This window comes from Bradyrhizobium sp. SRL28, from assembly GCF_018596315.1.
Classification (GTDB): domain Bacteria; phylum Pseudomonadota; class Alphaproteobacteria; order Rhizobiales; family Xanthobacteraceae; genus Bradyrhizobium.
This window is the reverse complement of record NZ_JAHEAG010000002.1, coordinates 1-20,344: the sequence shown is the minus strand read 5'-3', so window position 1 is coordinate 20,344 and position 20,344 is coordinate 1. Positions and strand designations below refer to the sequence as shown.

At 64.4% G+C, this 20,344-nt stretch carries 21 protein-coding genes; 9 read left to right on the top strand and 12 right to left on the bottom strand.

The features are described 5' to 3' along the window. Positions 1 to 80: 80 nt before the first annotated feature. Positions 81 to 959 (bottom strand): LysR substrate-binding domain-containing protein, encoded by an 879-nt coding sequence (locus KIP88_RS04495; protein WP_214486668.1) that lies wholly within the window; start codon positions 957 to 959, stop codon positions 81 to 83. A 112-nt stretch (positions 960 to 1,071) separates the two neighbouring features. Here KIP88_RS04495 and KIP88_RS04490 point away from each other — a divergent pair, with 112 nt between their 5' ends. The 3 genes from KIP88_RS04490 to KIP88_RS04480 all read left to right on the top strand — a co-directional run bounded on the left by KIP88_RS04490 (position 1,072) and on the right by KIP88_RS04480 (position 2,873). Next, the gene (locus tag KIP88_RS04490; RefSeq protein WP_214486667.1) at positions 1,072 to 1,809 is read left to right on the top strand and encodes a TSUP family transporter; all 738 of its coding nucleotides are present in this window, start codon (positions 1,072 to 1,074) and stop codon (positions 1,807 to 1,809) included. Between the two features lie 95 nt (positions 1,810 to 1,904). Beyond that, the gene (locus KIP88_RS04485; RefSeq protein WP_214486666.1) at positions 1,905 to 2,345 is read left to right on the top strand and encodes a hypothetical protein; all 441 of its coding nucleotides are present in this window, start codon (positions 1,905 to 1,907) and stop codon (positions 2,343 to 2,345) included. 12 nt (positions 2,346 to 2,357) lie between these two features. Then, positions 2,358 to 2,873, top strand: coding sequence for an MAPEG family protein (locus KIP88_RS04480; protein WP_214486665.1), 516 nt, complete (start codon positions 2,358 to 2,360; stop codon positions 2,871 to 2,873). Between the two features lie 43 nt (positions 2,874 to 2,916). Here the strand turns inward: KIP88_RS04480 and KIP88_RS04475 are convergent, their stop codons facing one another. The 5 genes from KIP88_RS04475 to ccmI all read right to left on the bottom strand — a co-directional run bounded on the left by KIP88_RS04475 (position 2,917) and on the right by ccmI (position 7,648). Then, the gene (locus KIP88_RS04475; RefSeq protein WP_214486664.1) at positions 2,917 to 3,438 is read right to left on the bottom strand and encodes a DUF1993 family protein; all 522 of its coding nucleotides are present in this window, start codon (positions 3,436 to 3,438) and stop codon (positions 2,917 to 2,919) included. 80 nt (positions 3,439 to 3,518) lie between these two features. Then, a complete protein-coding gene (locus KIP88_RS04470) occupies positions 3,519 to 4,016 on the bottom strand; it encodes a cytochrome c-type biogenesis protein (RefSeq protein WP_214486663.1) in 498 nt (165 codons plus the stop codon). A 4-nt stretch (positions 4,017 to 4,020) separates the two neighbouring features. Beyond that, on the bottom strand, positions 4,021 to 6,015 hold the full coding sequence (locus KIP88_RS04465; protein ID WP_214486662.1) for a heme lyase CcmF/NrfE family subunit: 1,995 nt from the start codon (positions 6,013 to 6,015) through the stop codon (positions 4,021 to 4,023). After that, a complete protein-coding gene (gene ccmE / locus KIP88_RS04460) occupies positions 6,012 to 6,503 on the bottom strand; it encodes a cytochrome c maturation protein CcmE (protein ID WP_214486661.1) in 492 nt (163 codons plus the stop codon). The genes KIP88_RS04465 and ccmE overlap by 4 nt, the downstream gene beginning before the upstream one ends. Before the next feature lie 41 nt (positions 6,504 to 6,544). Beyond that, on the bottom strand, positions 6,545 to 7,648 hold the full coding sequence (ccmI, locus tag KIP88_RS04455) for a c-type cytochrome biogenesis protein CcmI (RefSeq protein WP_214486660.1): 1,104 nt from the start codon (positions 7,646 to 7,648) through the stop codon (positions 6,545 to 6,547). A gap of 293 nt (positions 7,649 to 7,941) precedes the next feature. Between ccmI and exbB the strand changes: the two genes are divergently transcribed. From exbB to KIP88_RS04440, 3 genes are read left to right on the top strand one after another with little or no spacing between them, the layout of a single operon-like run. Further along, on the top strand, positions 7,942 to 8,766 hold the full coding sequence (gene exbB / locus KIP88_RS04450) for a tonB-system energizer ExbB (protein ID WP_249790527.1): 825 nt from the start codon (positions 7,942 to 7,944) through the stop codon (positions 8,764 to 8,766). 5 nt (positions 8,767 to 8,771) lie between these two features. After that, entirely contained in the window at positions 8,772 to 9,197 is a 426-nt protein-coding gene (exbD, locus tag KIP88_RS04445) for a TonB system transport protein ExbD (RefSeq protein ID WP_214486658.1), read from the top strand. After that, positions 9,194 to 9,949 carry an energy transducer TonB gene (locus KIP88_RS04440; RefSeq protein ID WP_214486657.1) on the top strand — a complete coding sequence of 252 codons (756 nt, stop codon included), beginning with the start codon at positions 9,194 to 9,196 and terminating at the stop codon, positions 9,947 to 9,949. Before exbD ends, KIP88_RS04440 begins: the two co-directional genes overlap by 4 nt. Before the next feature lie 57 nt (positions 9,950 to 10,006). Here the strand turns inward: KIP88_RS04440 and KIP88_RS04435 are convergent, their stop codons facing one another. After that, positions 10,007 to 12,916: a TonB-dependent receptor domain-containing protein gene (locus tag KIP88_RS04435; RefSeq protein WP_214486656.1), complete on the bottom strand. Its 2,910-nt coding sequence runs from the start codon at positions 12,914 to 12,916 to the stop codon at positions 10,007 to 10,009. 485 nt (positions 12,917 to 13,401) lie between these two features. On the opposite strand from KIP88_RS04435, the gene mntR reads away from it, so the two are divergent. After that, entirely contained in the window at positions 13,402 to 13,875 is a 474-nt protein-coding gene (mntR, locus tag KIP88_RS04430) for a manganese-binding transcriptional regulator MntR (RefSeq protein WP_283848492.1), read from the top strand. Between the two features lie 20 nt (positions 13,876 to 13,895). On the opposite strand, the gene KIP88_RS04425 is transcribed toward mntR, so the two are convergent. The 4 genes from KIP88_RS04425 to KIP88_RS04410 all read right to left on the bottom strand — a co-directional run bounded on the left by KIP88_RS04425 (position 13,896) and on the right by KIP88_RS04410 (position 18,005). After that, a complete protein-coding gene (locus KIP88_RS04425) occupies positions 13,896 to 15,302 on the bottom strand; it encodes a hypothetical protein (RefSeq protein WP_214486655.1) in 1,407 nt (468 codons plus the stop codon). Positions 15,303 to 15,448: 146 nt separating this feature from the next. Beyond that, positions 15,449 to 16,822 (bottom strand): sensor histidine kinase, encoded by a 1,374-nt coding sequence (locus KIP88_RS04420; RefSeq protein WP_214486654.1) that lies wholly within the window; start codon positions 16,820 to 16,822, stop codon positions 15,449 to 15,451. Between the two features lie 98 nt (positions 16,823 to 16,920). Next, positions 16,921 to 17,592, bottom strand: coding sequence for a response regulator transcription factor (locus KIP88_RS04415; protein ID WP_214486653.1), 672 nt, complete (start codon positions 17,590 to 17,592; stop codon positions 16,921 to 16,923). 260 nt (positions 17,593 to 17,852) lie between these two features. Beyond that, complete coding sequence (locus tag KIP88_RS04410) at positions 17,853 to 18,005, bottom strand: hypothetical protein (protein WP_214486652.1); 153 nt, start codon at positions 18,003 to 18,005, stop codon at positions 17,853 to 17,855. Between the two features lie 263 nt (positions 18,006 to 18,268). Here KIP88_RS04410 and KIP88_RS04405 point away from each other — a divergent pair, with 263 nt between their 5' ends. Beyond that, positions 18,269 to 19,231 (top strand): Ku protein, encoded by a 963-nt coding sequence (locus KIP88_RS04405; RefSeq protein ID WP_214486651.1) that lies wholly within the window; start codon positions 18,269 to 18,271, stop codon positions 19,229 to 19,231. Between the two features lie 33 nt (positions 19,232 to 19,264). Further along, positions 19,265 to 19,501, top strand: coding sequence for a hypothetical protein (locus tag KIP88_RS04400; protein ID WP_214486650.1), 237 nt, complete (start codon positions 19,265 to 19,267; stop codon positions 19,499 to 19,501). A gap of 227 nt (positions 19,502 to 19,728) precedes the next feature. Here the strand turns inward: KIP88_RS04400 and KIP88_RS04395 are convergent, their stop codons facing one another. Further along, complete coding sequence (locus KIP88_RS04395; RefSeq protein WP_214486649.1) at positions 19,729 to 19,893, bottom strand: Flp family type IVb pilin; 165 nt, start codon at positions 19,891 to 19,893, stop codon at positions 19,729 to 19,731. Positions 19,894 to 20,344 lie beyond the last annotated feature (451 nt).

Sequence of the window (20,344 nt, the reverse complement as noted above, 5' to 3'; positions counted from 1 at the left end):
CCGTGCGCTGGCTAGGGAATTAAACTTTTGTAATGCGGGAGCCTAGGGATGCGTCAGAATAGCGCAGGCAAATCAGCCGGTTAAGACGACGCCTGGAAGTTTCTCCGCAACCAGTCGCGAAAGGTAATCAGGCCCGGATCGGTTTCACGAAACGGACGGTAAACGAGATACCAAGCCCGCCCCTTGGGAACTGAAATGAGAAATGGCGCAACCAGGCGCCGCATCGCGAGGTCGTCTTCCACATAGGGACGCAACCCGATCGCAACCCCGACGCCATCCAGCGCGGCCTGCAGGGCCATTCCGTAATTGGCAAAGCTTGGGCCGAGCCCCTTGCGGCGCAGTTTCACACCGGCTGCAGCGAACCATAACGGCCAGTCCTCCGGCGAATGCACGACCTGCAGCAAGCTCTCGTTGGCCAGATCCGACGGCTTGCCAAGCCGCTGCGCAATCGCGGCGGTGCATACGGGAAACAGGTCGGCCGAAAACAACGGCTCGGCTGCTAGTCCGGGCCAATCGCCATTGCCGAGCAGGATGCCGCAGGTCCAGTCGTCCTTGAAGGGATTGATCGCGCCGCCGGTCGCGAGCCGCACCTCGATCTCGGGATGCGCGTCGTAAAAGCTCGCAAGGCGCGGGATCATCCAGCGCATCGCGAAGGAAGGCCCGACGCCGATCGTTAAAACCGGCGTGGTCCGCATCGCCACGACCTGCTCGACGCTGGAAGCGATCGAATCGAACGCCGCCGTAAGACTCGGCTGCAGCGCCTTGGCTTGCGCGGTGAGCGCAAGCCCGTTCGGGAGCCGCTCGAACAGCTCAAGGCCGAGCCGCGCCTCGAGCAGCCGCACCATGCGGCTGATCGCGGCCTGGGTGACGTTCAGCTCCTGGCTCGCACCGACGAAGCTGCCATGGCGCGCCGCGGCCTCGAAGGCGCGCAGACCATTCAGCGAAGGCAGGCGGCGCATGGGATAGCCCTGTCAGACTAACTTTTCCTTGGTCTATGGCCGAACTAAACGCGTTTGCGAAACGGCTGTCAAACGCGCATGGAGCGGCATCGGATTCAACCGGACCACGCCCATGCTCAGCCTCCCGATCGCAGCCGGTTTTGCCGCCGCCATTGTGTCGACCTCCTTCATCTCGGGCATCTTCGGGATGGCCGGAGGCATGATCCTGATAGGAATTCTGCTAGCTTTCATGCCTCTGGCGCCGGCCATGGTTCTGCACGGCCTCGTGCAGATAGCCTCGAACGGCTGGCGCGCCTGGCAGTGGCGCTCACATATCGATTGGCGGATCGTGGCCCATTACGCCGGCGGCGCAGTGGTCGCAGCGGCTGCGGTCGGCGTCATGGCGCTCGTGGCGAGCAAGGCAATAGCCCTAATTATCGTTGGCGTGAGCCCTCTGTTGGGGCTCCTGCTTCCTGGCCGGCTCACACCCGACATTGAAAGGCCCAGCCACGCTCATGGCTGCGGCGTCCTGTGCACCCTGCTGCAGCTTCTGGCCGGCGTCTCCGGCCCTATCCTGGACGTGTTCTTCGTGCGCTCGCAGCTCAACAGCCGGCAACTGGTCGCCACCAAGGCCGCCGTGCAAGTGATCGGGCACTTTCTGAAGGCCGCCTATTTCGGTCACCTGCTCGCCGGCGGCGAGGCCCTGTCGCTGATCGCCATCGTCGTGGCGATCCCGCTTGCGGTCGTGGGGACGCACCTCTCGCGGTTCGTGCTGGAGGTCATCAGCGAAACGCAATTCCGCGCCTGGTCGCGGTACGTGATCGGCGCGGTGTCCACCATCTATCTGATTCAAGGCGTGGTGCTGCTGTGACTCGCGCTGCACACATTGACGGAAAGTCGGTGTTCCCTCTGCCGGTTCACCTCCGGTCTTCATCTTCATATGCACCGTCACCATGGAGGTCTCCAATGACCATCGCCATCCGACACGTCCTCCTGCGCGCCAATGCAACGTTTCTCCTGGCAGCGTCCGCGGGCGGCTTTGCAAGCGACGTGCGCGGAATCTTCTTCGGCCTTGGGCCGGTCGCGCGTTTGGTGGCCGACGCGCCCTATGCCGGACTTGGCTTCATCGAGGCGCACGGGCTGGCCTTCATCCTGGGCATCCTGATGTGGCGCGCTCAACCAGCGCGCGGCTGGCACCTCGCCGCTGCGGCCATTCATGTCCTGCTGGGGACCGCCAACCTGGTATTCTGGCAGCTCTTCATTGTGTCCGACATGCTGCTGGTCGGTTACGTCACGACGGCATTGCATGGCCTGTTCGTCGTGCTGCAGATGGCTGCCGCGATCTCGGCCCGGATGCCGAACGGCGCTGCGGCTCACGCCGGTCCGGTTTCGTCCGGCCATCGATAGTGGAGACGCCCCATGACCCATGAACAGAAAACCGTTGCGATCGGCGCCGCCAGCGGCGCGCTGACCATGGTGGCCGCAATCGCCGGCATCTCGCTGATCTGGGCGGATACCTCGACCCTGACCGATGTCGCCGGCCGGCTTGCCTATACCCTGAAGGCCAACGCCCTCGCCGCGATCCCGCTGATGATTGGCACCATCACCGTCGCCAACAACCGCTTCCTCAGCGAAGCGATCGATCCGACGCTGCACAAGGAGGATCAGGCGACGCTGATCAACGGACGCGTGCTCGACAACACGCTGCAGCAATATGTGCTGTTCGTGATCGGCACATTGGCTCTGAGCGTCAGTCTACCGCCCAGCCAGATGAGGGTCATCGCTGCAGCGACCATCGTGTTCATCACCGCCCGATTTGCATTCTGGATCGGCTACCGGATTCACCCGCTCTATCGGGCGTTCGGCATGGCGGCCACGATGTACCTCAATATCGGCATTCTCGCCTGGGCGGGCTGGAACATCCTGCGGGGGTGAATTGCGTCAAACCGAATTTCTCCGCAGACAGCGAACGCCACGCTCACTTCTTCATCTTCAGCCGGCCCATGAAATCGCGCTTGCCGAGCGGCACGCCGTTGGTGCGCAGGATGTCGTAGGCGGTGGTGGCGTGGAAATAGAAGTTGGGCAGCGAGAACGACATCAGGAAGCCCTCGGCCGTGAAGGGCAGCTTGTGATCGCCGAGATGAAAGACGACGTCGCGGCCGCCGAGCGCATTGACGGCGTCCGGCGTCCAGCCCTCCAGAGCCTCGCGGGTCTGCGCGACCAGCGCCTGCAACCCGGCATAATCGTACGGCGTCTTGAACGAGGGCGGACGAAATTCTCCGCTCTGCACGGCTTCGATGGCGCCGCGGGAATGTTGCGCGACAGAGATGATCTGGAAACGTAACGGCAGCATGTCCGGCGCCAGCCGCGCCTCGACGATCGTTTCCGGGTCGATGTTTTGTTCGCGGAAATAAACCAGACCGCGCTCGAGGAAGCCGCTGACGGCACCGAGGGTTTGAAGGTAATTCGCCACGCTGGCGTCGTAGAGTGAAAAGGCCATGTCCGGTTACCCCTGGTTATGTTTATTTTTGAACAAGGCGAGTCATAGCGGAAACCCGCCCGCTTGCAATGGCGCGGGGCTTAAGCCTGCTTGTCCGGCGCATCGGCCGCGAGAAGGCGCTCCAGCTTCGCCTCTTCCTCTTCCGTCAAATGCAGCAGTGAGGGATCGGTCGCGGTGCCGGCATTCGAGCGGCGGCGGCTGTAGAACCAGAGCGCCAGTCCGCCGCCGGCCAATGCGAGCGGCGGCAGCAGCCACAGCAGCAGCGTGTGCGGCGTGAAGCGCGGCTTCAGCAGCACGAACTCGCCATAGCGTGCGACGAGAAAGTCGATCACCTGGTTGTCGCTGTCGCCGGTCGCAATCCGCTCGCGCACCAGGAGTCGCAAATCGCGCGCCAGCGGCGCATCGGAATCGTCGATCGACTGGTTCTGGCACACCATGCAGCGCAGCTCGCGCGACAGATCGCGCGCCCGCGCTTCCTTCGCAGGATCCGACATGATCTCGTCGGGCTGCACCGCGTAGGCGGCCGGGCATCCGAGCATCATGGCGACGACGAATACGCTGGCGAGAAGCTTCCTCAACGGCTTACTCCGCCGGCTGCAAAGCGCGAGCGGGCTTGGCAGACTTCTTGGCAGGCTTCGGCGCGCCAACGCGCAGGCGGCGATCCGAGAGCGACAGCAGGCCGCCGAATGCCATCAAGACGGGGCCCCACCAGATCAAGAGCACCAGCGGCTTGTGATAGATGCGCACGGCGATGGCGCCGTCGGCATTGGTGTCGCCGAGCGAAATATAGAGCTGGCTGGCGCCGCGGGTCAGCAATGCGGCCTCGGTGGTCGAGGAGCTGCGTGTGGTGAAGTTGCGCTTCGACGGCGTCATCACCTGGAGCGTTTCGCCGTCGTGGCTTACTGTGAACTGCGCGATCATCTCGCGAAAATTTGGCCCCTGCCGCTGCGTGACGCCGTCGAGCTTCAACTGATAGCCCGCGACCTTGGCGACATCGTTCGGCTTCATCGAGCCGATATACTCGCTGTTCCAGGTGGTCTCGCAGACAATCCCGATCAGGGCGATGCCGACGCCGGCATGCGCGAACGCGGTGCCCCAGGTCGCCCGAGGCAATCCACGCGCGCGGGCCATGGCGGTCGCCAGCGGCGCACGGAACAGCGCCGTGCGCTCGGCAAGGTCGCTCAGCGCGCCCGCGACGACAAAGACGGCGAGCCCGATCGCGAGCGGAGCGAACGTGGCACCGCCCGAGGTCCACGCCCACAACACCGCGATGGCGATCAGCGCCGCAATGCCGGCGGCCATCAGTCGCTGCGCCGCGCCGGCCAGATCGCCGCGCTTCCACGCCAGCAGTGGCGCGAACGGCATGGCCACCATCAGCGGCACGAACAGGGGTCCGAAGGTCAGGTTGAAGAACGGCGCCCCGACCGAAATCTTCTCGCCGGTCACAACCTCCAGCGCCAGCGGATACAGCGTTCCGATGAAGACGGTGGCGCAGGCCGTGGTGAGAAAGAGGTTGTTGAGCACCAGCGCGCCCTCGCGCGAGATCGGCGCGAACAGCCCGCCCTGCTTCAGCGCCGACGCCCGCCAGGCGTACAGCAAAAGACTGCCGCCGATGAAAAGACAGAGGATCAGCAGAATGAACACGCCGCGCGACGGATCGGTCGCGAACGCATGCACCGACGTCAGCACGCCCGAGCGCACCAGGAAGGTGCCGAGCAGCGACAGCGAGAAGGTCAGGATCGACAGCAGGATGGTCCAGACCTTCAGCGCGTTGCGCTTTTCCATCACGACCGCGGAATGCAGCAGCGCGGTGCCGGCGAGCCAGGGCATCAGCGAAGCATTCTCGACCGGGTCCCAGAACCACCAGCCGCCCCAGCCGAGTTCGTAATAGGCCCAGTACGACCCCATCGCGATGCCGAGCGTGAGGAAGATCCACGCCACCAGCGTCCACGGCCGTACCCAGCGCGCCCAGGCCGCATCGATGCGGCCTTCGATCAGGGCGGCTACTGCAAAGGAAAACGAGATCGAGAACCCGACATAGCCGAGATAGAGCATCGGCGGATGCACGGCGAGGCCGATGTCCTGCAGCACCGGATTGAGGTCGCGGCCCTCGATCGGGGGGCTTGCGATGCGCAAAAATGGATTCGAGGTGACCAGGATGAACAGATAGAACGCGGCGGCGATCCAGCCCTGCACCGCCAGCACATGGGCGCGCAGCGACAGCGGCAAATTGTTGCCGAAAGCGGCGACCAGGCCGCCGAACAGCGCCAGGATCGCGACCCACAGCAGCATCGATCCTTCGTGATTGCCCCACACGCCGGTGATCTTGTAGAGCAGCGGCTTCATCGAGTGCGAGTTCTCGAACACGTTGACGACGGAGAAATCCGAGACGACGTGCAGCATCGTCAGCGCCGCAAACGACGCCCCCACGAACAGCAATTGCGCGAGCGCGGTGGAGCGCGCGACATTCATCAGGGCATGATCGCCCCAGCGCGCGCCGAGCAACGGCACGGTGGACTGGATCAGCGCCAGCGCGAGCGCCAGCACCAGCGCGTAATGCCCGGCTTCCGCGATCACCGCGTGGCCCCCGTGGCGGGCGCTGCCGCGGCCGCAGCGCCGGGCTTGGCGCCATAATCGTCCTTCCAGTGCCCCTGCTTCTTCAGGGCGTCGGCGACATCCTTGGGCATATAGGTCTCGTCATGCTTCGCCAGCACGGTATCGGCCTTGAACACGCCGGAGGCATCCAGCGTGCCTTCGGCGATGACGCCCTGTCCTTCACGGAACAGGTCCGGCAAAATTCCCTTGTAGGAGACCGGCAGCGTGGCGCTGCCGTCGGCGACGCTAAAATTGACAGCGAGATTGTCGCCGCGCACCAGCGAGCCCGGCTGCACCAGGCCGCCGAGACGGAACCGCTTGCCGGGTGGGATCTGCTTCTCGGCCGCCATCGTCGGCGTGGAAAAGAACACGATGGAGTCGCGCATGGCGTTCAGCACCAGCGCCGCGGCAATGGCCAGCACCGTGAGCGAACCGCCGATCATGGTCAAACGCCGTTGCTTGCGCGTCATTTCTATCCTCTGTCCTCGTCTTTTGGTTCCGGCATCATGCCTCACCCACCAAGCCCGAGATTCTTCACGCCCTCATTGAGCTGGCGCAAGCGTTCCGCATCGCTGGCGACCGCCTGACGCGCCTCGGTCAGCGCGCTCGCCGCCTTGTCGCGTTCCCCCATCACCATATAGGCCCGCATCAGCCGCAACCATCCCTCGACATCGTCGCCGTTCTGCTTCAGCCGCGTTGCGAGGCGGTCGACCATGCCGCGGATCATCGTTCCACGGTCATCTTCATTCATGTCCTTGGCGGCGGCCATCGCGTCGCTGGAGAGCGGCGGCGCAGCGGGCCCACCTACCCTCGCCAGCGCCGCCTCGATCAGCGGACGCCATGGCGCATCGGCCGGCGCCTTGGCGAGCATGCCGCGCCAGATCGCAGCGGCATTGGCCTGGCGGCCATCCTGTTCGGCGGCGAGCCCGAGGAAATAATTGGCCCTTGGCTCATCGGCGTTCTGCGCCACCGCGCGTTCGAATTCGGCCTTGGCCTCCGCCGTGACGACGCCGCCCGCCGCGCCCGCAAGCGCCTCGCCGAGATCGGAGCGGCGCTCCGCGCCGTCGCCGGCGTAGTTGATGGCGTTGCGGTAGGCCCGGACCGCATCATCGTAACGGCCGAGACGCGCCAGCACCGGCGCCAGCACGGTCCAGCCGCGGCCGTCGGTCGGATTCTTTTCCAGATGCGCCTCGACCTGCGCCACCATGTTGTCGATCGGCTGATTGGCGTCGGCGGTGCGGGTGCGCGCGGCCAGCGGAAAATCACCAAGAAGCGGCGATCCAAGCGAAAGGTAGAGCGTCACCGCTGCGATCGGCAGTCCCACCAGCGCCCCGATCGCGGAAGCGCGGCGCAGACCAAGGTTCGACCGTGCCGGCAGGTCGCGCTCGCCCTCCGCCGCGGCGAGCAGGCGGCGGCCGATCTCGACACGCGCGGCCTCGGCCTCGGACACGCCGATCAGACCCGCAGCGACATCGCGATCGATCTCGGCGAGCTGATCCCTGTAGACCACCGCCTCACTGCCACCGGCCTGCGCAGAAGAGCCGCGGCTTAACGGCCAGAGCACGGCAAAAATCGCCGCGACCGTCATCAGCGCGAACACAAACCACAGCGTCATCAAGCAGTTCCCGGGCGGAACGGCGCTTTTAGAATGAGAATAAGCGCCGCCGATGCGCTGCTTTACACCACCGGCGGCAAGCCCGGCAATTGACAATTACGGCAGAAAAATCGGCGAAAACAGAGATCGCCGGTCTGGCCCGCTTGGCCGCCCCCATGGGTAACGCCGGATCGCTCAAATTGTATCGAATCCAGCATACACGGAAGGGCGGCACGCCCGTTAGTATTTACACCAAGACGTAGGTGATGCTACAAAATGAGGCCAAGACATTAATTCCCCTCAGAGGTAAATCGATGCGAGCCTGGAAAGCATTTCGACGCGAACTTCGCCGCGCCGCGCCGCTTCTTTCATTTCCGGTGTTGCTGCTGTGCTTTCCCGCCTCGGCCCAGGACGCAACGGACCGGACCGCGGTCGCAGCCGCGATGCTCCCCCGGGATCTCAGTCCCTGGGGCATGTTCATGCAGGCCGATATCGTCGTCAAAGCGGTGATGATCGGTCTGCTGTTTGCGACCGCCGTGACATGGACGGTGTGGCTGGCGAAGACGATCGAACTGATCAAGGCGCGGCGGAATACCCGAAGCGCACTGCGCGAACTCGCCAGCGCCCGCAGCGTCGACGATGCCGTGCGGCAAGTCCCCGACGGCACGGTTGCCCAGTTGATCGAGGGCGCCATGACCGAACTCAGATTGAGCACCGATCGCATGGACAAGGAAGGGATCAAGGTGCGGATCGCCTCCCGGCTGCAGCAGATCGAGGCGGCGGCAAGCAGGCGGATCGCCCTTGGCACCGGCGTGCTTGCGACCATCGGATCGACCGGCCCCTTTGTCGGACTGTTCGGTACGGTCTGGGGGATCATGAACAGCTTTATCGGCATCTCGAAGTCGCAAACCACCAATCTCGCCGTGGTTGCGCCCGGCATAGCCGAGGCGTTGCTGGCGACGGCGCTGGGACTGGTGGCTGCGATCCCCGCGGTCGTGATCTACAACCTGTTCGCGCGCCAGATCGCCTCCTACCGGGCGCTGCTCGGAGACAGCTCCGCGGAAATCACGCGGCTGGTCGGGCGCGATCTCGACAGCGGCACCATGCTCGTGCGGCGCCATCTGGCAGCAGCGGAGTAGCAGCCATGGCCGCCAGTCTGAACCAGGGCAATGGCGATCTCGCCGAGGTCCATGAGATCAACGTGACGCCGTTCATCGACGTCATTCTCGTTCTGCTCATCATCTTCATGGTCGCAGCCCCCCTTGCGACCGTCGATATCGCCGTCGATCTTCCGGCGTCGAACGCGCAGCCGCAGCCGCGACCCGACAAGCCGGTCTATCTGACCGTCAAGCCGGACCTGTCGCTTTCGGTCGGCAACGAGACCGTGGGCCGGGGCGCACTGCCCGGCGTGCTCGATGCGAGCACCAACGGCCAAAAGGATACCCGTATTTTCCTGCGCGCCGACAAGCTCGTCCCGTATGGCGAGGTGATGCAGGTCATGAACATGCTGCGCACCGCCGGCTACCTGAAGGTCGCCCTGGTCGGAATGGAGCAAGCCTCACCGCTATGATCGAGCTTGCGGCCGAAGATCGTTCCGACCTGCGACGCTGGATGTTCAGCAGTCTCGCGGTGCTGAGCGTCTATGCCGGATTGACCGCCACGCTCGCCACCTGGCGCCATGCCGACGACATCACGGCTGCCGAACCTTCAGGCGCAATCGTAGTCGATCTGGCGCCGATGCCGGCAGCCCCGTCGACCACGCCGACCGACATCGCACCCGGTCCGGAACAGGTAATGTCGGAAGCGCAGCCGGTGGCGAAGCCGGACGAGACGCCGCCCGATGAAACGCCCGAGCTGCCGCCCGCTTCCAATCCGGACGCAGCCGTGGCGCTGCAGACCAAGCCGCAGCCTGACGTAACCCCACAGCAGCAGGCCGCGGCTGCCACGACCTCAGCACCGCCTGCAATCAGCGAGCGGATCGCACCGGTAGCCGTGGCACCGACCCAGGGTGTGCCGAATGACAAAAATTCGGAGGCCGTGGTGACATGGCGAACCCAGGTCCTCGCCCTGGTTGAAAGGAACAAGCGATATCCGGAGGCCGCGCGGTCGCGGCGCGAGCAAGGGACGGCGCAGGTGTCGTTTACGCTTGATCGCAAGGGTATGGTGGTCAACGCCCGCGTGACTCAAAGTTCGGGCTCCAACGCGCTTGACGAGGAATCCATTGCGCTCCTCAAGCGCGCGCAGCCCTTCCCCGCGCCGCCCGCAACCTTTCCCGGCGAATTCGTTGTCGTGCGGCAGCCGATCCGCTTCACCGTCAAATAGAGCAGACGACAGGCGCTATCCCACCGGAGGTCTGGTCGCGGAGTATCGCTTCGACGGTTAGTCGACGATGATGGCGCCGCCGAACTTGTAGTTCACTCCGATCCTGACCCCGTCGCTGGTCACCCGCGTGTTGGCATCGAATGCAACTGCCGTATTGGCAGCCGTAAGCGGCGTCGAACGCACCGAACCGAAATCCATGTGAAGGTATTCGAGCTTTCCGGTCCAGTTGCCCGTCAGCCGCGTCTCGAAACCGGCGCCCACCGCCCAGCCGAAGCGATACACCTGCCGATCCAAAGACGTCGTCGTCGCGACACCTGCGTTGTCGAAACCCGCGACGGAAGTTGACGTCGTGATCTTGCCGAACGGAACGCCCGCGGTGGCGTAGGCAAGCAGGTCCGGCGTGACCAGCGTTCCGACGCGGCCGCGAACTGAGGCCACCCAGCCCAGACGATAATCCAGGCTTGCGGTTACGGTAGCGTCAAGCGGGGCCAGCGCGGCGTTGCAGACATTGCCGGGACATGCGGTGGCGCCGTGTCCGCGCTGGTTGCGATACTCAAAATCGCCCTCGATGCCCGCCAGAATCCGGCCCGATATCCAGTTATAGCCCGACTGAACGCCAAAGCTCGCGGTGTCGTGCGTGGACGGCAGGCGGGCTCCGGAAAGCGGTGCAGCGGTTGCAGCGTCGTTGAATGCGGCGTTGGTAACCCCCTCGCCCCTCAGATATCCGACATTGCCGCCCGCATAGAGGCCCGCCCAATTCCAGGCCGCCTCGGCCACGGGGCTCTTGAAGCCGTCGGCAGCCGGCCGCTTCGCGCCGATCCAGGTGCCGGGCGGTCCGCTCGGCCGGTCGACGCCGTATTTGACGTTGAGAAACAGCTTGAAGCCGCGTCCGGGCTGCAGGATCTCGTCCTTGTGGAATTGAACGGAGTTGCGAATGTTGGCGTTGAGCAGATTGTCGCCAACCAGCCCGGTCGCGACCTCGACCGCCCCCCACGGCGAATCCTTCCAGAACTTCCGGTGCTCGACCTGCACCTTGACTAGATCGTATCCCGGCGTCGTGGTGTCGAACTGCGGAATGTCATTCTGCGCAAATGCATGCAGCCAGCCTGCGCGCACGAACCAGTTGTCGTTGCGCCAGTAGACGCCGCCGCCGAGACGCATCGGAGGAATCCGCGGCACGTTGCTGCCGTCGGTGAACGTCGCCCGCACCACATCATACTGGCCGTCGATGCCGAACATGCCGTCGGCGAGCCGCGCGGCGTCCCATTGCCAGGCCAGCTCGCCGCCGCGGAAGGTTGCATCGCGCTGATCGTAATTGACCTGGATGTAATCGGTGCCGGTTCCGCACGAAGCAAACGTTTCCTGGCAAATGATGCCGGTGGCGCGCGAGAAAATGAACTTGTCGTACGCCGTGTAGTAGGCGTTCGCGGCGAACCTGAAATCGCCATCGGTGCGTTTCAGGCCGATTTCCGCCGTCTGCGCCGTTTCAATTCCGAGGTTCGCGTTGCCGATCTTGAACGTCTTCTCCGAACCGTCGGGCCCCTGCGCGAACAGTTCGAGGGCGCGCGGCGCACGCTCGATACGCTGCAGCGTCAGGCTTCCGACCAGCGAGGATGGAAGATCCTTGATGATGCCGAAACTGATGCTCTTCGGCAGGAAGTCGAGCTTGGCCGCGGCGCTGCTCGGATCATTCGGGGGCGGGAGAAAATTTGGCGGGAAAGTGAATGCGGTTCCCGCAACATTGACTCCCTCGATGCGTCCAGCCAATTGCGTGCGCAGCGTATCAGTGTGCCTGACTTCATTGAGGAAGTACGCCGCCGCCGTCCTTGTCTGGGCCGGAAGCAGGATCGCCTGGCCCGCCGTATCCAGTTGCTGGTAGGCGCCCTGCGCGCCGACGATGCTGGTCAGCGGACCAAACGGCGTGGCGAACGGCGCCAACTCGAACTCGAGCTTGCCCTCGGTCTGCTTGTTCTTGAAGGTGGCAGTGATTTCCTGGAATCCGGCCGTGCCGAGCACCGTCTCGTCGTGGCGGTACTCTGAATATCCGGTCCAGTACCTGACGGCCGTCAGCGCGCTCGCGTCCGGACGATACTCGCCTTTGGAGCTGATCTTGGTTTGCTCGAGGTCGTTGTGCTGACGGGCAGCCGCGGTCGCAATACCGGGGACGTAGTAGTCGCTGGTGAAGCGCGAGACGGCGATGCCGGCATAACCGCCGTCGAAAAGCCAGGAGCCGCCGAGCGCCGCGCCCGCACTCTGCGAGGCCGAATTCGGCTGCTTGCCGTTGAAGGCCGGCGCAGGGACTGGCGGAACGAGATAGGGGTAGCTCGGGACGCTGTAATCGCCGGAGGATCGCCCGTAGATGTCGGCGTGAACGGCGGCGTTGCGGCCGCCTGCATCCAGCAAGAGCCCGCTTTCCCATCCCCTGTTGACGCTGGTCACGCCCGACCTCAGTTCCGCGGCCACGCCCCCGAGCGGCGCGGCGGTCGGAATCCGGTTGTTGTTGACGTCGACGACGCCGCCGACGGCTTGCGAACCGAAGCGAAGCGCACCCGGTCCGCGCATGATGTCGACCTTCTGGATGGCGAGAGGGTCGATCGGCACCGCGTGGTCCTGCGCGATGTCAGACACGTCGACCGCGCCGACGCCGTTCTCCTGGATGCGGACCTTTGCATCCGTCAAACCGCGCAGAACGGGCCGTGACGATTCGGTGGCCAGGCCCGCGGACGTCGCGCCGGGCGTGTTGGTGAACAGGCTGCCGAATCCGCCGTTGCTGCTGCCGGTCTGGATCTGGTTGCCGCCGATCGTCGACAGCGGCGCGAATGGCGGATTGAAGGGCGACGCCGGCGCGCTTGTCGGCGCAGGATTTGGCAGCGGCGCCGCGACGGTCGTTGAAGGCCGGCCGGGCTCGCTGTGTGCGGCCCGCCGCGCCGGTTTAGGCTGGCGTCCCTCCACGGTCACTTGCGGCATGTCGACTTCCGCCGGCGCGTTCGATGCGGGTGGTGGTCCGGCCGCTGTGGCCGGCGCAGGCGCCGCCTGCGAGGGAGCTGGCTCCGCCGGGGCTTGCCCGGCTGCCGGGGGCGGTGCGGAAGCCGGCGGTTCGGCAGCGGGCGCAGCCTGCGGTGCCGGAGCTGCCGTTTGCGGGAACGCCGCTGTGTGGCTCAGGCAAACAATAGCCAGTGCCGAGGTGCCCAAAAGGGCCATTCTGGTCGCGCGCATCTTCTTCCCCAACCGGTCGCGCGACAGCAACACCCGAACTAGTAAGCCGCGGCATCAAAACGTAGGTAAGGCTACGTGTTATTGTTTCACCGTTAACTGTCAAGATGTCGTGACCGGCCTTCGCAAGCGCCGACGCCGACCTGTTGCAGATCAGCGACAAGCCGCTACCTTGCAATGTGCTCGGCCGCGCGCCATGGTCGCGCCTCGTCTGGTGGATTCGCCTGAAAGGTGCAGAGTTGCGCAAGCCCTCGACAGATCGGGCCAAACCGATGCAGCCGCTGCCGACCGAACAAACGCAGGCGCGCCGCTTTGGAAAGGCGCGATCGGCGCGATCGACGGCAGTTCTGGAAGACTATGTCGAACTGATCTCCGACTTGCTCGGAACGACCGGCGAGGCGCGCCCTACCGACATCGCACGCAGGCTGGGCGTATCGCATCCGACGGCGATCGACACCATTGCACGGTTGAAGCGTGAAGACCTGGTGACGGCCCGCCCCTATCGCGGGGTGTTCCTGACCGAAAAGGGCGAGACCCTCGCCAAGCGCGTCCGCGCCCGTCACCGCCTGGTGGTGGATGTCCTGCTGGCGCTGGGCGTCCCGCAGGAAGCCGCGGAGGCTGACGCCGAAGGCATCGAGCATCACGTTTCCGATGTAACCCTCAAGGCCTTCGCCGAATTCCTTCGCGAGGCCAAGGATCGGCGCAAGGCATGACGCGATAGACTGACTGGTCGCTAGCTCGCCCTGGTCGTCTTGCGCTCGCCGGTCACGGCATTTTCGGCCGCCCGGCTCATCAGCGACGCATAGTCATGGCCGAACAGGATTTCGCAGAAGCGGATCGCCGCCTGGGCCTGCATTTGGCGGTAGGCGCGCGCCTTGGTGTCGCCGCCGCGCAGCGCCTGCACCAGGCTCTCGGTGGATCGCTCGACGTAATGCTGCAGATCGGAATAGGTCCGCAAGGTCACCTCGTTGATGGCGAGTTCGCTGGCATAGGTGCGGCACACCGCCACGAAGTCGATCAGGGCGGCGATCTCTTCGACCTCCGTGGCGTCGATCTTCGGCGCGGCGGCGATATCCTTGTCGGCGCGCTGACGCAGGATGCGGCGGACCCGGCCGGGCACGCTCTCGATCTCCGACTGCAGCGAATTGGAGATATCGGCGCGGATCGACGTGAGCTGGCGGCCCCACGCGGAATCGTTGCGCAGATCGAGCTCGGTGCGCAGCCCACGCACGCCGTCGTGCAGGATTTTCAGTTGCTCGCCGACATTGTCGAAATGGCCGCGCCTGATGTCCGTGCGCAGGCAGGCCGTAAGGAACGAGAGATCGTGCAGCGCGATCGTGACGGCGATGCCGTAGGGCGTGGCGGCCACGCGAACCTCGTCATCGGATGCCGCCATCTTGATCGCGAGACGGATGATCTGCCACGGCTGCGCCAGCCGCTGCATGATCAGCGACAGCGCGAACGGCAGCAATTGCGGCGTCTGCAACGAGGGAACGTTGAGCGCCGACCCTACCGCCGCAATCTGGGCTTCGGAAAATACCCGCATCTGGCTCGGCATCCGGCTGCCGAGCGTATCCAGCGTCTCGCGCGCCCGCAGCACGCCTGCGATCGACAACAAGTCCGCGACGACATTGGGCGGGCCGATACGGGCGAGCACCCGCTGCCTGTCGTCGCCGGGGACCGGTGTGGCGATCTTGATGATCGCGTCGGCTGCGGCGAGTTGGAACCTGCGGGTCGCGCCCTCGAGGCCGGCATTGTTGCCGCTCTGCCTGATCTCGGCGAGCGTGGTTTCGAATGCGCGCGCAGCATCGGGCGCCCCGTCGCGGTCCAGCCATTGCCAGATCGGCTGCAGCGATGCACGCCGGACCTGCCCGGCTCTGACCGGAAAATTGCTGTCGACGAGGAAAGGCTCGAGCGGACCGTAGAACAGGCGCGCCGGATCGTCGGTCCGCGGACGCGCCTCGTCGTCTTGCTCGGTTCCGCGCACGACCTGGCGAAGTTGCTCGAGCACGAAATTGGCGACGGCCATGTCCTCCCCGCGCTCAATGGCGCGCTCGAACTCCCGCATCAGCAGCGCCTGCGATTGGGGCGGGAGCTGCGCGAGATATTCCCTCAGCCGCTCGGTCGATGTCTGGCTCATTCGCCTGGTGTGAATATGCGTGTGTCATGCGGACGCAAAAGGCGCCCGCCCAATCTTAGAAGTGTGCGCGTTAAGAAGTCGTTAGGAATAGCGAAATTGCCGGGCCCCGCCCCCTCAACCCCAGGTAATCGCCCGGACGAGGGCATTCAGACCCCCGGCAGCACCAGTTCCGCCCGCAATCCGCCGATCGGGGCGTCGCCCAGGACAAGGCTGCCGCCATAAAGGGCGGCGAGATCGACCACGATCGAAAGCCCGAGCCCGGACCCCGGCTTGGACTCGTCCAGCCGCTGGCCGCGGCGGGACACCTGCGCGCGCTCGGCGGCGGACAATCCGCGGCCATCGTCATCGACAATGATCCGGAGCCGCGGCCCGGCACGGGGCTCTGACGGCGGCTCCACCCTCACCTCGATGAAGACCTGTGAGGCCGCCCATTTGCAGGCATTGTCGACCAGATTGCCGGCCATCTCCTCGAGGTCCTGGCGCTCGCCGCGGAACTTGGCCAAGGGATCAGCCTTCGCCGCGATCGTGATGCCGCGATCCCAATGGATCTTTTCCATGGTCCGCCGCAGCGCCTCAATGGCGGGCGCGACCTCGGTGACGGTACCGACGATGGTGACGCGCGCGGCGATGCGCGCCCGTTCCAGATGATGCGCCACTTGATCCCGCATCACATCGGCCTGCTCCAAGACCTTGCTGGCAAAGGGATCTACCGCGTGGGCGGAAGCCTCGTTGACGATGACGGAGAGCGGCGTCTTGATGGCGTGGGCGAGATTGCCGACATGGGTACGCGCGCGCTCGACGATCTCGCGGTTGGCGTCGATCAGCGCGTTGGTCTCGCGCGCCAGAGGCGCGATCTCGACGGGAAATTCGCCTTCCAGCCGTTCGGCGCGGCCGGAGCGGATGTCGGCGATCGATTCCGAAATGCGCTTGAGCGGCGCCAGCCCGAAGCGGACCTGGAAGATCGTGGTCAGAAGCAGCACGATACCGAGCGCTGCGAAGGTGCCGCCGAGGTAATAGTCGAAGGCGCGGATTTCGTCGAAAATCTCGGATGCGTCGCCGGCCACGCTGACCAGGAATTTGCCGTCGGCGCCGAGGTCGACCGGCCGCTCGACGACCCGCAGGCTCTGGCCCTCGGGCCCGTCGACGTAACCGAGACGGATGCCGGCAGGGGTCAGTTCCGCGCCGATCTCCTCGAGCTTCGGCAGTTTCTTGTCCCACAGCGAACGCGACGCCCGCGTCTCGGCCTTCTCGTCGGTGCGGACGATCTGCCAGTACCAGCCGGACAAGGGCAGTTCGAACAGCGGTTCGCCGAGCGACTGGAACTGGTGGTCGGGCGGCTCATCCGGCGTCGCGACTTCGGCGATCAGGGTGCGGAGGTAGAGGTTGAGGCGGCGGTCGAAGGCGCGCTCGGTCGCGTTGCGATAGACCGACGACAGGATCACGCCTGTTATGACCAGGATCACGACCACCCACGCGGTCGCCGACAGGAACAACCGCGTGGCGAGCGAACTTCCGCGCATCAGAGCAAGATCCCGAAAAGCGTATCCCCAGGCTCCGATCCTGCGGATGGAGGCTGGCCTTCGGATAAGATCATGCTCGAATAAAAGAGCAAGGCTCATCAGTTGCCGGGCGACGGCGGCGTCAGCAGATAGCCGAGCCCGCGCACGGTCTGGATGATGTCGACGTCGAGCTTCTTGCGGATACGGCCGACGAACACTTCGATGGTGTTGGAGTCGCGGTCGAAGTCCTGGTCGTAGAGGTGCTCGACCAGTTCGGTGCGCGATACCACGCGGCCGGTGTGATGCATCAGGTAAGCCAGCAGCCGGTATTCGTGCGAGGTCATCTTGATCGGATTGCCGGAGACACTGACGCGGCCGGTGCGCGTATCCAGCGACACCGGACCGCAAGTCAGCTCGGACTGGGCGTGGCCGGCGGAGCGACGCAATAACGCGCGAATTCGCGCCAGCACTTCTTCCAGATGGAACGGCTTGGCGACATAGTCGTCGGCGCCGGCGTCAAAACCCTGCACCTTGTCGCTCCAGCGGTCGCGCGCCGTGAGGATCAGGACCGGCATCGCGCGGCCGCCGCGGCGCCACGCCTCCAGGACCGAGATGCCGTCCATCTTGGGCAGCCCGATGTCGAGCACGACGGCGTCATAAGGTTCGCTGTCACCGAGGAAATGCCCCTCCTCACCGTCGAACGCGCGATCGACCACATAACCGGCATCCGTCAAAGCCGTCGTAAGCTGACGGTTGAGATCCGGATCGTCCTCAACAACGAGCAGGCGCAAGCTGGCCTCCAAAAATGAGCCCTACGATATCAGATCTCAAGATGAGGCTAACCGGCGTGAACGGGCCATGAACGGGAGGCACGGGACAATGTTACTTTTTCGTCATCAGCTTTGCGCGACCGGACATGGCCGCAAGCGAACGCCTAGCATGGCCAATTGACTGCCCCAAGGGGGGCCCGGCAGGTCGCTTGCGTCGATACTGCCGGAAAACCGGGACGCTTCCCGTCTGCAGCGGGCGGGCAAGTCCGATGACGTCGCCCTCACGTGCGGAAGAATACGAACCAGACGATGCCCAGGATCAGAATTGCGAGCCCGGTCGAAACCGTCAGGAGCGCGAGCACCGACGGGCCGGGTTCGGCCTGGCGTGCCTCGGTCGGGGTTTCGATAATCTGGCCATGTCGTTCCGTTGCCATGGGGACCTCTTCGAGTAAGTACCTGTAATGCCAGCGAATGCTTCGACACCGCCGGTTAAAGCAACGCATGATCGGAAGTGATGTTCCGACCCTCCGGGCCATGCCGGCCGGCAGCAGCGTCCAAAAGGTCGCAGGCCGGCCGCAGAACGGGGCCGTTCGGCGGTTAACGCCGTTGCACGATTCCTGGCTCCGCCGTGTTTGAGAGGCGGCAATCCGATGGTATCCTTGCCGGTCGTCTGTTGCGTTTTTTTTCGGAGTAGCCCATGGCCCCCCGCGCCAATTGGAAGGGTTTTCTGCGTCTTTCGCTTGTGACCTGTCCGGTCGCCCTCTATCCGGCGACGTCGGACACCGAGAAGGTCTCGTTCAACCAGATCAACCGCAAGACCGGCCATCGCATCAAATATGCGAAGGTCGACGCCGACACCGGCGAGGAAGTCGCCAACGAAGACATCATGAAAGGCTACAAGATCGACACCGATACCTATATCGAAGTGTCGAAGGACGAGCTTGACGACATCGCATTGGAATCGACCCGCACCATCGAGATCGACGAATTCGTTCCGAGATCCGATATCGACAGCCGCTATGTTATCCGCCCCTACTATCTCGTGCCGGATGGCAAGGTCGGCCACGATGCATTTGCGGTGATCCGCGAAACCATCCGCAGCATGGACAAGGTCGCGATCGGCCGCGTGGTTCTGACAAACCGCGAGCACATCGTCGCGCTGGAGCCGCTCGACAAAGGGCTGATGGGGACGCTGCTGCGCTACCCCTATGAAGTTCGCAGCGAGAAGGAATATTTCGAAGATATCCAGGACGTGAAGATTACCAAGGATATGCTTGATCTCGCTAAGCATATCGTCGAGCAGAAATCCGGATCGTTCGAGCCCGACCAATTCGAGGACCGCTACGAGCAGGCGCTGATCGACCTGATCAATCAGAAGCGCAACGGGCTCGGCACCACGCCCAAGGCCGCGCCTAAGACGGCCGGCAACGTCATCAACCTGATGGACGCGCTCAAGCGCAGCCTGGCCAGCGAAAAGCAGCCCGCCCCTGCCGCCGCCAAAAAGGGCAAGAAGCCGAAGAAGGCGGCTACCGGCCAACGCGAAATGCTGTTGCCGATCAGCGGCGGCGGCAAGCGCGCCGCCAAGGAGACGGCTAAGGAAGCGCCGAAAAAAGCGGAGAAGCCGGTGCGATCAGCCGCCCGCACCAAGAAGGCCGGATGATTGGGCAGGGAGCGCGATAGCATATAGCGCGCGATGCCGTGGTCGACCCCGTTCGATGACCCGATACCGCTTCACGGCGGAGGCATGCTTGCGACGCTGCAGCAGGCCGCCGACTATGTCATGGCATTGCCGGAAAAAGTGCAGCACGAGGCGCACTGGCAGGTCGCGGTCGAAAATCTGATCAATGCGGCGGAGACCGGCGGCGGCTGGCTGATGTTCGCGCGGATCGCTGTCATGCGGGCGCTCAATGCGGACGGGAAAGACAAATAGCGCCGGTTTCAATCCCCGCCGCCGTCTCCGTCCCCGCGGCCAAAGCCCGCCATCGCTACTGCCAGACGATCGGTCGTTGACCATCCAATTGATCAGCAGGACTGCGACCAATATCACGGAGAACACGCGCCACGGATTTTGCTGCACGAGGCCAGGATTGGCGGCCCCCAGGTCATCAACGTCGAGCCAAATAGCAGCTCCAGCATGATGCCTGCGCGGCCTTGCCGCTATTTGATCGAGGTGCTGACGTCGGAGAATTTCCCGCTGAGCACGGTGCCGATGCCGCTGACGGCGGTGACGATCACGATGCTGAGCCCGGCGGCAATGATGCAATATTCGATGGCGGTAGCACCGCGTTCATCGTCGACAAATCGTGCCAATAATCGACGCATAGACAAACTCCTGTCGACGCTCCCCGGAATTCTCCCGCGCCATATCCGTTAAACTCTAGGCGGGAACGGTTGAAGAGGCCTTGACGAACAGAATGAACGATCGATTAAGGCGGACGAAGAATCCGCCCGCCCCGGAAGCATACGGTACGGAAAATTTACCATCGATTGCGCATCGCCCGTCCACCGTCGCCCGACCGGCGTCTTGCGGAGTGAGGCACATGACAGCGCAGAAGCGCGAAGCGGGAAGGAATTACATCGGGCTCCTGCACGAGGAGACCGGAGCAGCGTGTCGCCGACATATCGGCGGCTGCAAAGCACCGCATCATCGGCCTGATGGCCGCGATGATCAGCCGCCGCAGCGAAGCGAAATAGTACCCGCGCCGCCGCGACGTTGAACGAGGGACCGGGCACAAGGGCCCGGTCCGGAAGTCGTTATCAGAAGTTGCGTTGG

Coding starts and splice junctions, on each gene's coding strand:
- KIP88_RS04395 (WP_214486649.1), bottom strand. CDS start 19,893: ATGCGTCGATTATTGGCACGATTTGTCGACGATGAACGCGGTGCTACC.
- ccmE (WP_214486661.1), bottom strand. CDS start 6,503: ATGACGCGCAAGCAACGGCGTTTGACCATGATCGGCGGTTCGCTCACG.
- KIP88_RS04400 (WP_214486650.1), top strand. CDS start 19,265: ATGCCGTGGTCGACCCCGTTCGATGACCCGATACCGCTTCACGGCGGA.
- KIP88_RS04475 (WP_214486664.1), bottom strand. CDS start 3,438: ATGGCCTTTTCACTCTACGACGCCAGCGTGGCGAATTACCTTCAAACC.
- exbB (WP_249790527.1), top strand. CDS start 7,942: ATGCGAGCCTGGAAAGCATTTCGACGCGAACTTCGCCGCGCCGCGCCG.
- KIP88_RS04435 (WP_214486656.1), bottom strand. CDS start 12,916: ATGCCGCAAGTGACCGTGGAGGGACGCCAGCCTAAACCGGCGCGGCGG.
- KIP88_RS04480 (WP_214486665.1), top strand. CDS start 2,358: ATGACCCATGAACAGAAAACCGTTGCGATCGGCGCCGCCAGCGGCGCG.
- KIP88_RS04440 (WP_214486657.1), top strand. CDS start 9,194: ATGATCGAGCTTGCGGCCGAAGATCGTTCCGACCTGCGACGCTGGATG.
- KIP88_RS04410 (WP_214486652.1), bottom strand. CDS start 18,005: ATGGCAACGGAACGACATGGCCAGATTATCGAAACCCCGACCGAGGCA.
- KIP88_RS04495 (WP_214486668.1), bottom strand. CDS start 959: ATGCGCCGCCTGCCTTCGCTGAATGGTCTGCGCGCCTTCGAGGCCGCG.
- KIP88_RS04405 (WP_214486651.1), top strand. CDS start 18,269: ATGGCCCCCCGCGCCAATTGGAAGGGTTTTCTGCGTCTTTCGCTTGTG.
- KIP88_RS04490 (WP_214486667.1), top strand. CDS start 1,072: ATGCTCAGCCTCCCGATCGCAGCCGGTTTTGCCGCCGCCATTGTGTCG.
- KIP88_RS04425 (WP_214486655.1), bottom strand. CDS start 15,302: ATGAGCCAGACATCGACCGAGCGGCTGAGGGAATATCTCGCGCAGCTC.
- exbD (WP_214486658.1), top strand. CDS start 8,772: ATGGCCGCCAGTCTGAACCAGGGCAATGGCGATCTCGCCGAGGTCCAT.
- ccmI (WP_214486660.1), bottom strand. CDS start 7,648: ATGACGCTGTGGTTTGTGTTCGCGCTGATGACGGTCGCGGCGATTTTT.
- KIP88_RS04420 (WP_214486654.1), bottom strand. CDS start 16,822: ATGCGCGGAAGTTCGCTCGCCACGCGGTTGTTCCTGTCGGCGACCGCG.
- KIP88_RS04485 (WP_214486666.1), top strand. CDS start 1,905: ATGACCATCGCCATCCGACACGTCCTCCTGCGCGCCAATGCAACGTTT.